This is a genomic window from Chlamydia psittaci 6BC, from assembly GCF_000204255.1.
Classification (GTDB): Bacteria; Chlamydiota; Chlamydiia; order Chlamydiales; family Chlamydiaceae; genus Chlamydia; species Chlamydia psittaci.
The window spans coordinates 1,072,816-1,085,594 of the sequence record NC_017287.1 but is presented as its reverse complement, the minus strand read 5'-3'; the positions used below and the strand labels follow the sequence as shown (position 1 = coordinate 1,085,594).

Genomic DNA, 12,779 nt, shown 5'->3' with positions numbered 1-12,779 from the left:
ATGAGATCACAAAAGTTCTTTAATATGTAGTTATAGCTGTACAAATTTAGATCTACAAAAGCCTTTTAAAAACGCAAGCGCTTTTAAGAAAGTGAAGCAGAAATGCACATGAGTTCTAGCTTTTTGCTCTTGCAGATTGTTTATTTGCTATATCGTTTAAAACAATATCAGCATTGAAGCTGGATCTTACGAAAGGCCCTGCATAAACAAAGAGGCCTAAAGATTCTCCTACTCTCCGGTAGTAATCAAAAGTCTCAGGAGTCACATAGCTTTTTACTGGTATGTGTAATCTTGAAGGACGTAAATACTGTCCTATGGTGACGATACTTACACCATGATTTGCAAGATCCTTTAATGTTTGTTTTACTTCGCTTTCTTGTTCTCCGAGACCTACCATGATTCCTGATTTGATTTTAAGATCTGGGAGGTATAACGCAGCTTGCTCTAACATAAATAAAGAACGCCGGTACGTGGCTTTATGTCGCACCATAGGCGTGAGACGTTCGACAGTTTCAACGTTGTGATTATAAATGGTTAATCCTGAATCTAGCAGGGTATGCAAAGCATCGACATTTCCTTGGAAGTCGGAAGCAAGCATTTCTATAGTAGATTCAGGGAGCTCTTGATGAAGAGTATCAATAATACGTACTAAACAACTCGCCCCTCCATCTTCTAGGTCATCGCGAGCTACCATAGTTAATACGATATGCTTAAGCTGAAGGATCTTTGCTGATTCTGCTATTTTTCTAGGTTCATCAGGATCTGGAGGTAGGGGTTTCTTTGTGAAATCGATATTACAAAATCCACAACGTCGAGTACAAGCATCTCCTAAAGCTAAGTACGTTGCTGTTTTTCTTGACCAGCAGCGAGTACGATTAGGGCAAAGCGCTTCCTCGCATACCGTAGCCATGCCAGTACGTTTTATAGTTTTGTCGGTATAGTCAAAGACAGAGCCTTTAGGTAAAACTTGCCTTAACCATTTAGGGAAACGTTCTGAGAGACGCTTGCCTTGTTGGGGTTTTTGTATTTCGTTAGGAGTATCATTCATAGTCTTTGAGGAGGTAAATGAAGAGGGTGATTTGTTGCTAATAACGCATTCTCAGCCCAAACTTCAGCAAGTGTTGGATGAGCGTGTATAGTTTCATAGATACAAGGTAATGTCAGTTCATTACATACAGCAAGGGTCATTTCTGCAATTAATGATGCTGCGTGTGGACCGACAACATAAGCACCTAGAATCTGTTGTGTAGTCTCGTGGCTGATGATAGCTGCAAAACCGTCAGCCTCTGCCATGGCAACAGCTTTCCCAATAGCTTTGAAAGGAAACTTTGTTAGTTTCGCAGGAATGCCTTGTTGTTGTGCGGCTTCTAAAGAAAGACCTACCATAGCAACTTCGGGGAAGGTGAAAATGACTGCAGGCACTGCAGAATAATCCATAATTTCATTATGACCTGCAGCATTTTTCCCTGCGACAATCCCCTGATGAGAGGCAACATGAGCAAGTAACCATTTTCCTGTGATATCTCCAATAGCGAAAATATTCGTGACATTGGTTCTCATAGTCTCATCTACAGGGATAACACCACGGTCATCGCGAATGACCCCTGCGTTATCTAAACCTATATCCGTAGTGTTGAATTGACGTCCGATCGCGACGAGAACATAATCATATTCTTCTGTTTGTTCGTTTACAGTGAGTCTTACACGATCTCCAATATCTTCAAGTGCATTGATAGAAGCTTTCGTGATGATGCGGATTCCTTGCCGTGAGAATTTGTCGAACATTGTTTTGGAAATATCCGCGTTATTTACCGAAAGGATCTGATCCGCGACTTCTATGATAGTGATTTCTACTCCTAAAGTATTAAATAGGGAGGCAAATTCACAACCAATGACACCACCACCGATAATAGCGAGTTTTTTAGGAAGTTCTGTAAGGTTTAAAATGCCCGTAGAACATAGAATGCGAGATGAAAATGGCACACCGGGGAAAGGACGAGATTCTGAACCTGTAGCTATGATAATATACTTACTTTTAATTACCGAAGTATCTTGACCTTTTACTCTTACCTCTGTGGATGAGATTAGCGATCCTCGACCATTCAATACAGTAATTTTATTACTTCGTATTAGACCTTCTAATCCTTGACGTATTCCATTGATGACCGAATTTTTTCTTTGAACCATTGCGGGATAGTCTACGGAATAGCCGTCAATATGTATCCCAAATTGCTTTGCATGTTTAATTTGAGAAACAATTCCTGCACCTACTAATAGGGCTTTAGATGGAATACAACCACGATTTAAACATGTCCCTCCGGCTTGTTGTTCTTCAATAAGTGCTGTCTTTAATCCTTGTTGCGCAGCAGTAATTGCTGCAACATAACCGCCAGGTCCAGCACCAATAACAACACAGTCAAAATCTGTACTCATATTTTATTCCCAATTCTCGTAAGTATCGAAATTTAAAAGTCCTTAAGAAGATGTTTTTTAAGACGCTAGGTCTTAGTATTATTTTATGAGGAGCTTTTTGCTTATTCTAGATCTAAAGATTAATTTTCAGCATTGATTTTTTCCCAATAGAAATTATAATTTAAGTTATGTACTGTAATTATCTGTAATGCGTACAAATTGACATAGAAGAAACTTTCTGTTTCTTTGTATTAAGCCCTAGGTTGGGGAAGGTAGGTTGCCATGCCATTTGCTAAAGAAGCAGAGATGCAGCGCACGTGTTGGAAGTGTGAAGGTAGCGTATCCATGCACATGCCCCAGTGTCCGTATTGCAGTGCATTCCTTCAAGATCCTCCAGTAGCTTCAGGAGGATTTTCTTCATGTCACATTTCTTTCCCAGAAGGCTCTGCAAAGGGAGAATCTGAAGATCTTTTTGCTGTTTCTTCAGAAGATTGGGAAGCTGTTCTTAGTGATCAAAATACTTTCCAAAAGCCTACCGAACAATCTGAATCTGATTGGAGTTGGTTACAGCATTGGCCACTTGTTGCGCTATTTTTAGGAGCAGGGCTTCTTGTCTTTGCTATGGTTATCCTGTTATTTGCTACGGATGCTGGACTGACTGTGACGTGGCCTAAAAATCGTGCCTATATTTATGGACTTTTAGGCGCTGTATTTACTTATCGGGGCTACTTAAAGCTTTCTCAGTAAATTTTTGCAATTTTCCCTAATTTTAGAATAGAGATGCTTCATCTTCTTCTGAGGTGTTGCTTGTAGTATCGACTCCACCATGTTCGTCTTTGTATGATAGAATGGTAATGAGGTCTTCTCGATTTAACATGTGGAGAATGTTCGAATCTTGAGTAGAAATCACCTTGTCTAATAGACGAATTTTCTTTTCAATCAGGTAGTGGATACGTTCTTCTAACGTATCCTCAGTCATGAGTTTATAAATAAATACAGTATTTTTCTGTCCTATTCTATGGACACGATCCAAAGCTTGATTTTCTTTGGCAGGGTTCCACCAACGGTCGTACATAATGACGACATTTCCAGCAGTGAGGTTAATTCCTGTTCCTGCTGCGAGTAACGAACCTACGAATACGCGACACTCTGGATCTGTAGTGAAGTATTCTATTTCCTCTTTTCTATTTAAGGATTTCCCTTGAATAGAGGCATATTTCACCCCGATCTCTTCAAGATACAACATGATAATGCGAATCATGTGAATGTATTGTGAAAAGACAACAACCTTATAGCCCGATGATAATGAATCATGGAGAAGACGTACAAAAGCCTCCCATTTCCCTGACTCGTGTTCTCTGTATTTATCAGGATTTTTAAAGAAAATCGCAGGATGGTTACAAATTTGTTTTAAGTGATTCAACAATGCAAATACGTGGAGGTAGTTGACTGTTTGTTCTTCTGGAGATTCCAGTTGTTGAATTTGCGCTTTTTCTCTTTTCAATGTAGATAGATACAACTTCTTCTGTTCTGGAGACAAAGTGCAAGGAATAATCGACTCTACTTTTTCAGGAAGCTCAGGAAGAACAAGTTTTTTCGTTCTTCTTAAGATGAAAGGCCGCGTTAATTTTAATAACAAATCCTGAGAAGGGATAATTTCATCATCTACTTCAGCAGTATGCTTTTTTGTGAAGAGCTTTTTAAATAAAGCATCTGATAGGAGGTAGTTGGGGAGAATGATATCTAAGAGACCCTTAAACTCTAGAAGGTTATTTTCTATAGGGGTACCTGTTAAACCCAATTTCATTTGGGAGTCCAATCGACAAAGAATCTTGTGAATTTGGCTATTTTTGTTTTTAGCCATATGAATTTCATCGAATACCGTGACGGTAAATGAAAGCTTGTAAAACTTGGCGTAATTTTGCCTTAGAGTGCCATATGAGGTGATAATCACATCGGCAGGAGGCAGATGTTCAGGTTTATTCGGACCATGAAAAGAAAAAATACTTACTGTAGGCAAATGCGTTGCTAATGTGTGTTCCCAGTGAGGAAGAACACTTGTTGGACAAACAACAAGAAACTTGGGACGTTCTGTAGGTTCTGCAGATTGGAAAACAATATCTAATAGAGCTGTAGCTTGGTGTGTTTTCCCTAATCCCATCTCATCACAAAGTAATCCAGATAGACGGTGGTTGTACAAGAACCATAACCATAATAAGCCGCTGTTTTGGTACGGGCGCAGCTTGTGATCCGTAGAGAACAGGCTTTGTGGAATAGGAGGAAGACATGCCGCTTTAAGTTGTGAGAAGAAAGCTAGATCAGATTCACTGGCTTGAATTTTTTCATGAGTAGATAACGGAGCTAAAGCATCCAATTTAAAAATATCAGTGACTGTCGCTATTACGGTGTTTTCAGGGATGAGACACTTTTGAGAAGCAATGAATTGTTTTAAAAATTGGAATAGGCAGTGTTGGAAATTTAAGAAACCTGCCTTAGTAAAAGCAAAAGCTCTTTTATTTTTTAGGGCTTGTAGTACCGTACCTAAAGGTATAGAACCGATGTTTGTTTTGAGTTCTAACTGCAAATGCAAAGGAGAGGATGGGTGAGGACGTGTTATGGATCGTATGACAAGCTCAAAAGTTTCAGGTAGGCGAAGCTGAGGATCTACAAATACAAGCTTATCGTTTTGGAAATTCTGATTAATAAAGTCAGGGACTTGTTCTGGAGGAATTTTCTTTGGTAGAGAACATAATGACTGTAAAGGAGTTGGAAGTAAGTTAAATCCAAGATTTTCTCGATAAAGGAAAACGCCAAATAATCGATAATTTTCTTCTTCGAGTCCTTGAAATACTGGTTTTAAATATAACCCAGACCCCTTAGTTTCTTTATGTACTTCAAAAAAGAGATTTTTTAATGGTGGTGTAGGAGCAAAGAAGTTAGGAATAGTCCTTAACACAACCTCATGCTTCATGATGAAGCTAGGAATTTGGTCGGCCTCTACGATTAAACCATCTTGAATCTCTAGATCAGCTTTTCTTTGTAAGAAGAAGCCTTGCCCTGAGTAATATGTCCAAGGACCATAATGAATGTCGATAGAAGCAGGATTACCTGTATTGTAATGGAATAACAGAACGCCTTGTTGTGTAATGTTATAGGTGAGTTGCCCTTCAGGAACTTGGTTAGTAAATACTTCGAATCCTGGTTCTCGAATTAACGAACCCTCGTTATTTAAAAACTCTTCAACTTGATCTGCTTTAATAATAAAGGAGACTTGAGGAGAAAGTAGTCCCTCTATTGTGAATAGTCCTCTTTCGGGTACATAGCAAAAATCCGGGTAGATTAATTCCCCATTTTCTAAATCGCCAGGGGACTCTAAATATGCTGAAAAAGATAAAGAAGAATCCCTTAAGAAATGGATAGAGTAGCGGATAGGGCGTTTCTCAGCGTCATAATGTAGTAGAGAGAGTATCTGTTTTTTCAATGTTGCGGGAAGCAGGGAAAGTACATAGATGGAAACAGAAGTTTCTTGTGGAGGCAAAATTACCAGTTGAGATCCTGCTACATAGCCGACGGAACCCAGTTTTGTTACAGTCTGATTTTTATCATCCTGTTGTACAGGGTTGATTGTGAAATATATTTTAGATTCTTCAGGAGCGACACGCACTTTTGTGACGGAGAAATCTTGGTAATTTCCAGGAAGAGACGTTTGTGCGAAATTGATCTTAGGAAATAGGGATTCTAAAGTAGCGAAATCAAGAATTTCTCCTTTTAGAGAGATCCCTTGCCATTGTAGAGAAAATTGCGTAGGGAATCCTTGATTGTTTTCAATAAGATCTAATTTTGCTCCTGCTTCAGCGAAGAAAAAGAAGCGTTTTGCTATACGATATAGGGCAGATTGTAGGAAGGTTTTCTCTGTAGCGATGTTAGGTTCTGCAGATTGATGGACGATAGGCAACCATTCTGTAAAAGCTTCGGGAGACAGTGCGGAAATCTCTAAAGAGACATGAGAAGATGCTATAGAATAGTGTTTATCACCATCGGCGTGTAGCCGCGCTCCTTCTGTGAATAACTTAAGGAATAGCGCATACCAGAAAGATAAGTTAAATTTATGGTGTAGGGGCAACCATCCGTGTGCATCATAAGCAGAGAAGAACGCTGTCATCAAATGAACACAACAATCCCCATCAGGGCAGCTGCATGAGGCAAAGGTCAGATTGTCAATGTTACTGAATTTTAACGTGCTGACCCAATCTCCATCAGGAGAATCTTCATCAGGAATTCGGATATTGTAACAATCTCCAGAAAAATCTAAAGCAATGTCGTGGCGATTCGTAGCGAGGTAATCCATCGCTGTTTGACGAAAGCCAGCTAAAGCGTTTAAAACCATAACTTTATGCTAGTTAGCAAATACAAGCGTTAACTCAACTCACCAACCGTAAAACGATTGTAAGAGAGAGGGTTAAATAAAACAAAGCTTGGACGTGTCGGAAATTCCACAACTTATAAGCAATACTTCCGCAAGTCAAAGCGATTAATGCAGGATAACTTAGCTGTAGTAAAGGTAATAGAAGGAGACTGATATTTTCGAAGTTTAAAATAGAAATTAGGTATGAGGGTATCAGAGTGAAAATTACTGCATTAGAGTACGTCATTCTTTTTGATGAGATGATGCGGGCTAAAAAGTCAGCAAAGATCCCAACTAAAGCTATCTCTGTCGTTAAGCAAGCTACAAACACACATACACCGGTTAATAAACTATTTGGTCCGAGAGCAATAGCAGAAATTCTTCCTAGAATTTGTCCTTTACTTACATGGGCTAGCAAGCCTGCGTGCCGAGAAGCACACAACGCAAATCCTAGATAAATTAATCCAAGAAGTGCTGCAGCTAAAGCAAAAGCTAAACCTAAAGTGCGTTTGTCTTTTTTATTGATTTTTTGAAAGTTTAAAGGTGTTTCATCACTAGCCTCTCCATTTTCTAGCAGTTGCCTTATAGAAATTACAACAATAGAGCAAAAGAAGAAGGCTGCAAGAAGGTCCATAGTATTGAAGCCCTCTATAATTCCTGCTGACCATGCTTGTTTGGAGCTTACTGATTCCATAAAGCTAGGATTTGCAGGAATGATTAATCCTTTAAAGATTATCCAAATGAGAGTCACTAACATCACTGGGAAAAATACAGAACCCAACCATTGGATAAGTTTACTGAGTTTGCAAGCAAATAGATAAATCAAAATACAACAAATCAAACTAAAAATAGGAAGATTAGGAATGAATGTTGTTTTTGAATCCGATAGAGATACTAAAGTGGCATGCGAAACAGCGATCGCTCTAGGTATCCCTCCAAAAGGACCTATCAAACATAAAATTGCTATGATGAAAAACATTCCGGGCATTTTTCCAATGGAAGAAAAAAAAGCTTTATAATCTCCGGAATACAATAACATACTGAATAAGCCCAGTAAGGGAACGCAGACAGCACTGAGGATCATGCCGAAACAAGCAAGCCAAGGATGAGCGTGGTAATGATAACCCAAGGCTAGTGGGAATACTATATTGCCCGCTCCAAAGAACATGGCGAAAATAGAGCCTCCTATCGACCAAACAGAGAGCTCTTTTTTAGAACTAGCCCTATTAGAAGCGTTTTTATTCATTATATTAAAAAATTGCGATATCGAGGTAGTAAGTAGGTGCCCAGTCTAAAAGATTTCTACGTTAGAAAGCAAAGTAAATTTCATTCACGACATATACAGAGGAAAAACTTTATACGAAACTCTTTCTATTTTTAAAAACAGAACATATTATTTCTTAAGGGGTTTTGTTTGTTTTTTTTTTCATAAGATCTTCTGGTTAAATACGCACATATTTTGCATTTGTTTGTGTCGTGGTAGAGAGCAGGGCAGTACTCTCTGGCGTAATAGATGAGTTGTAAATGGAGTTTTGGAGAATTAGATTCTCCGAAAAAAAGAACGAGATCTTTTTCGGCTGCTGAAGGACTTCGTTTATTAGAGATTCCCCAACGTTGGGATAATCTTAAGATATGCGTATCTACGGGAAAGGTCGGTATTTTATAAATAATTCCTAAAAAAACAGATGCAGTTTTCCTTCCCACTCCTGGCAATTGTGTTAGTAGCTCTAGAGAAGCCGGGGGTTCCCCAGTGTATTTTTCTAACAATATCTTCGCTAAATTATGTAAGTAGGCAGCTTTTCTCCTGCCGAGGCCGCAAGGCGAGATTAGGGAGTATAAGTTTTCTAAGGGCAGTTGCACTAAAGTCTGCGCATCAGGAGCCAGGGAGAACAACCTGGGGGTTACAGCATTTACAGCTTTATCGGTAGAATTTCCTGAAAGTAAAATAGCAACAAGGAGTTGAAACGGAGTTCTCCACCCCGTTAATGACGGTTGTGGATCAGGGAAGAGCTCGTCTAAAGTGGAAAGAATAAAATTTTTAATGCAATCTCTATTTCCCAATACAAAACCTGCTAAAAATTTCTCCCAGTATCGTTTCGTTAATTTCAGATCCAGAAAGATTCCCTGTAGTCTGAAGAGCTTGTCTTAATTCTAAAGCAATGAACTCAGGGGGGAATTGATGCTGCAGTCCTTCCTGAGCTGAGAGCAAATATGTGCGCATCTGTTGTAGTATTGTATGATGGCGCGAAGAAACAAGAAAGACTTTTGCATTCTTGCCCAACTGTTGTTTTTGCATCCATTTTTGGATAAATTGTTTGAGCTCAAAAATACCTTCCCCTGTTTTTGCTGAGACAGCTAATTGGGGCAAGGTAGTTTCAATATGAGGGGGTGTTCCAAGATCGGATTTGTTCCAAAGAAGGAGGGAGGGTTTTCGCATTAAGATTTCTGGAAGAGGTGGTGGAGGTTGAGTGACATCCATAACCCAAAGAATTGCCTCGGACTCTTCCATAGCAGCAAGTGCCCGCTCAATACCTTCTTGTTCTATAGGATTATTGGTTTCTCGTTGTCCTGCAGAGTCGATAAGTCGAATACGTTTCCCTTGTAACATCCAGGTTTCTTCTAATATATCTCTTGTAGTTCCGGGGATATCCGTAACGATGGCGCGATTTTTATTAGTTAGAGCGTTAAGAAGAGAAGATTTTCCTGCATTAGGGTGGCCTGCCAATATAATACTCGTTCCTTGAGCAATCTTTTGCCCTTGATCAAAACTAGCAATGAGGTCTTCGATGATCAAAATCGCCTCATTTAGTCGATGCAGCGGGTCCTCCATATCTGGCTGTTCTTTTTCGGGGAAATCCGCAAGAACTTCAATAAAGGCTAGAGACTCGATAATCAACGAAGAAATTTGTTGAACTTTCTTTGAGAAGTGTCCTTGGAAATGGTTCTGCGCTATATGAAAGGCGTCTAAACTATCAGCAGCAATAATATTTTGAATAGCTTCTGCTTGAATAAGATCAATTTTTCCATTGAGAAATGCGCGTTGAGAAAATTCTCCAGGGAGAGCAGGGCGAGCTCCTTCGGCTATCAAAGCTGCTAAGATTTGGGAGCAGGAAAAATAGCCTCCATGACACTGGAGTTCGATCACATCTTCCCCCGTGAATGAACGCGGAGCTCGCATGATTAATAAAAGAGTTTGATCGATCTGCTGGCCATTGTAACTTACCGTGCCTAGATGTGCTGTGTGGGAAGAAAAAGACGGTACGGACCCGGAGAAAATTTTGTCTGTGATTTGAATAGCTTCTGGTCCCGATACACGGACAATGGCAATACTTCCTTCTCCGGGAGGTGTGGCTATGGCAGCAATAGTATCGTTTTTAATCATGAAAATGGATGAAAATAAAACTAACTTGAGAGTTAGGATATCAGGTTCTCCATTAAAGATGTAGGCAGGTTTTTTAACGATTTCTATTTAATTAGTTTGGAATATTTTTAATAACTTTCTATAGTCGCCTGTTTTGATCTCATAGGTCGAGGACAAGTGAAGAAACTGCAGTATATTGATCGTTTAACTAATCAAAGAGTGACGGAATTTGTATGTTATGAAAAAACTATGACGTTTCTATATAGCTCTAAATTAGGAAAAAGACTCTCCACGCTATTATCTAGATCTCCAATCCTGTCACGTATCTATGGTTGGATTCAAAAACGTTCTTGGACACGTAGAAAAATCCCCGGATTTGTAAAGAAAAATCATATCAACACAAAAGACTTCAAAAAATCTCTTTCCGAGTTTTCCTCTTTCAATGATTTTTTTACTAGAGAGCTCCTCCCTGAAGCGCGACCAATTGCTCAAGGAGACAATATCTGTGTGACGCCTGTAGATGGTGCCTATCTGATTTATCCGAACATAGCGGAATTTGGAGAATTCGTTGTTAAATCGAAGCGCTTTTCTCTTTCAAAACTTTTAGGAGACCATAAACTTGTTGAAAAATATGCTTCCGGCAGTGTGGTTTTTGCCCGTTTAGCCCTTTTTGACTACCATCGTTTCCACTTTCCAGTAGATTGTTTGCCGGGGCCAACGCGCATTATCAACGGGTATTTATTTTCTGTACATCCGATGGCATTAAAAGATAATTTTAATATTTTTTGTGAAAATAAGCGTACACTAACTGAGCTGAAAACGGAGGCTTTTGGAGATGTACTTTACCTAGAAGTAGGGGCATTAAATGTTGGCTCTATTATTCAAACCTACAAACCTGGGGAAAAGTATTCTAAAGGTGATGAGAAAGGCTTTTTTGAGATAGGCGGATCTACTGTTATTGTGTTGTTTCAGCCGGGATCTGTGCAATTTGACGCAGATTTATTGAAAAATTCGCGCATGGGATTGGAAACGCGTTGCCTTATGGGACAATCTTTAGGGCGTTCTTTGAGAGAATAATTTTAAAGACTTTAAAGGTTTTTTTTGGTATTGCAAAGAGAGAGAAAAGAGAGAGTTGGCGAATTATGTGGCTAGTCATCCTATGGGCTTTAGTTGCAAGTTTGACAACAGCTTTAGTTTTTAAAGTCTATTGTCACGTTTCCCGTTTCCGTCGTTACGCAGTTCAGGTGATTCGAGAAGTTCATCTGAGCATGGAGCTGAAGGAATGGTCTGTCGCAGAACAAAAACTCTTACCCATCTTAAAAAAACGTTGTTACCGTCGTCAGTGTTTATTTGACTACATGCGTATTCTTCGCAATTTGAGTCGTTTTGACGAGGTAGAAAAACTATTAGACGAAGCACGAAGGTTAAATTTACGTGGGCCTCAATTTTTGTTAGAGATTGCCTACAAAGCGTACCGTCATGGTGCGTATAAAGAATCGTGTCACGCCTTTTCTTTAGTTTCGAAAGAGATATTTGAAGAACAAGATGCCGCGAAGTATGCATCAGCTTTAGTGCATGTCGGGGACTTAGATGCTGCGTGTAGTGTAATTGAACCGTGGATTTCTCCGCTATCCCATCAAGAGACCTACATTACTGTTGGAGATATTTATTTTATATCTAAGCGGTACCAAGACGCTATAGAGTTTTATAATCGTGCCTATACTTTAGGTCCGTGCCCTTTAAAAGTTATCTATAATTTGGCTCACTCTTCTCGTATTTGTGGTAATTATTTAGAAGCTGGGAAGCTATTTCGCAAGTTATTGTCAGAGCCGGCTTATAGAGAGGAGTCTCTATTCAACATCGGTTTATGTGAACAAAAACAAGGGCGATCTAAAAAAGCTCTGCTTATTTATCAAAGCAGTGATTTGTGGTCCCGAGGAGATGCTTTGTTGATGAAGCACGCTGCTTTAGCAGCTATGGATCAAGGTGATCACCATCTAGCTGAATATTGCTGGGGTTTAGCATTTCAATGTTGTACATATGCTGAGGATTGGCAATGTAGTTTGGGTTACGGCTTTAGTTTATGTTGTTTAAAGAAATATTCTGATGCTGAGAAGATGTACCTTAAAGTGATTCAGAAGTTCCCTGATTGTCCTACGGCATGCAAAGCTTTAGCCTGGCTGTCAGGAGTTGGATATGCATCAATAGTGACAGCAGAAGCTGGTTTAGAGTACGCAAAAAAGGCTGTACAGCTCAATCATTCCTCAGAAACTTTAGAATTATTGAGTGCTTGTGAGGCTCGTTCAGGGAATTTTGACACTGCTTATGAAATACAAGCATTTTTGTCAGGTCAAGATGTGTCTTTGCAGCAAAAGAAGCGTCGTTCGCAAATTATGCGTAATTTACGCCGAAAGCTACCTTTGAATCATCAGCATGTTGTAGAAGTAGATACGCTACTTGCTGCTTAAATTCTTTTTTTATTTCTCTATCTTTATGATAAAAGTTTTTTGCCTCCTTTTCTGGAGAAAGAAGAATATAAGAGAGGGAACTTTTGTTCCTTTTATTCACCATAATCGAGTATGGTATTAGCAGATGAGTTTT

The 12,779-nt window shown here is 39.3% G+C and carries 9 protein-coding genes; 3 read left to right on the top strand and 6 right to left on the bottom strand.

The window, feature by feature from the left end; translation table 11 throughout:
- Positions 1-115 precede the first annotated feature (115 nt).
- Together lipA and lpdA are read right to left on the bottom strand one after the other, a co-directional pair.
- Positions 116-1,048 carry a lipoyl synthase gene (lipA, locus tag G5O_RS09820; protein ID WP_006343593.1) on the bottom strand — a complete coding sequence of 311 codons (933 nt, stop codon included), beginning with the start codon at positions 1,046-1,048 and terminating at the stop codon, positions 116-118.
- A complete protein-coding gene (gene lpdA, locus G5O_RS09815) occupies positions 1,045-2,433 on the bottom strand; it encodes a dihydrolipoyl dehydrogenase (protein ID WP_006343592.1) in 1,389 nt (462 codons plus the stop codon). Before lpdA ends, lipA begins: the two co-directional genes overlap by 4 nt.
- A 261-nt stretch (positions 2,434-2,694) precedes the next feature.
- On the opposite strand from lpdA, the gene G5O_RS09810 reads away from it, so the two are divergent.
- A complete protein-coding gene (locus tag G5O_RS09810) occupies positions 2,695-3,159 on the top strand; it encodes a phage holin family protein (protein WP_006343591.1) in 465 nt (154 codons plus the stop codon).
- A gap of 22 nt (positions 3,160-3,181) precedes the next feature.
- Here the strand turns inward: G5O_RS09810 and G5O_RS09805 are convergent, their stop codons facing one another.
- The 4 genes from G5O_RS09805 to mnmE form a co-directional block, all read right to left on the bottom strand.
- Positions 3,182-6,799 (bottom strand): DEAD/DEAH box helicase, encoded by a 3,618-nt coding sequence (locus G5O_RS09805; RefSeq protein ID WP_006343590.1) that lies wholly within the window; start codon positions 6,797-6,799, stop codon positions 3,182-3,184.
- Positions 6,800-6,833: 34 nt separating this feature from the next.
- On the bottom strand, positions 6,834-8,063 hold the full coding sequence (gene brnQ / locus G5O_RS09800) for a branched-chain amino acid transport system II carrier protein (protein WP_013462751.1): 1,230 nt from the start codon (positions 8,061-8,063) through the stop codon (positions 6,834-6,836).
- 131 nt (positions 8,064-8,194) lie between these two features.
- Positions 8,195-8,878 (bottom strand): endonuclease III domain-containing protein, encoded by a 684-nt coding sequence (locus G5O_RS09795; RefSeq protein ID WP_013747403.1) that lies wholly within the window; start codon positions 8,876-8,878, stop codon positions 8,195-8,197.
- Positions 8,868-10,199 carry a tRNA uridine-5-carboxymethylaminomethyl(34) synthesis GTPase MnmE gene (mnmE, locus tag G5O_RS09790; RefSeq protein ID WP_006343586.1) on the bottom strand — a complete coding sequence of 444 codons (1,332 nt, stop codon included), beginning with the start codon at positions 10,197-10,199 and terminating at the stop codon, positions 8,868-8,870. The genes G5O_RS09795 and mnmE overlap by 11 nt, the downstream gene beginning before the upstream one ends.
- 156 nt (positions 10,200-10,355) lie before the next feature.
- Between mnmE and G5O_RS09785 the strand changes: the two genes are divergently transcribed.
- Positions 10,356-11,255 carry a phosphatidylserine decarboxylase gene (locus tag G5O_RS09785; protein ID WP_006343585.1) on the top strand — a complete coding sequence of 300 codons (900 nt, stop codon included), beginning with the start codon at positions 10,356-10,358 and terminating at the stop codon, positions 11,253-11,255.
- Between the two features lie 65 nt (positions 11,256-11,320).
- On the top strand, positions 11,321-12,646 hold the full coding sequence (locus tag G5O_RS09780; protein WP_006343584.1) for a tetratricopeptide repeat protein: 1,326 nt from the start codon (positions 11,321-11,323) through the stop codon (positions 12,644-12,646).
- Positions 12,647-12,779 lie beyond the last annotated feature (133 nt).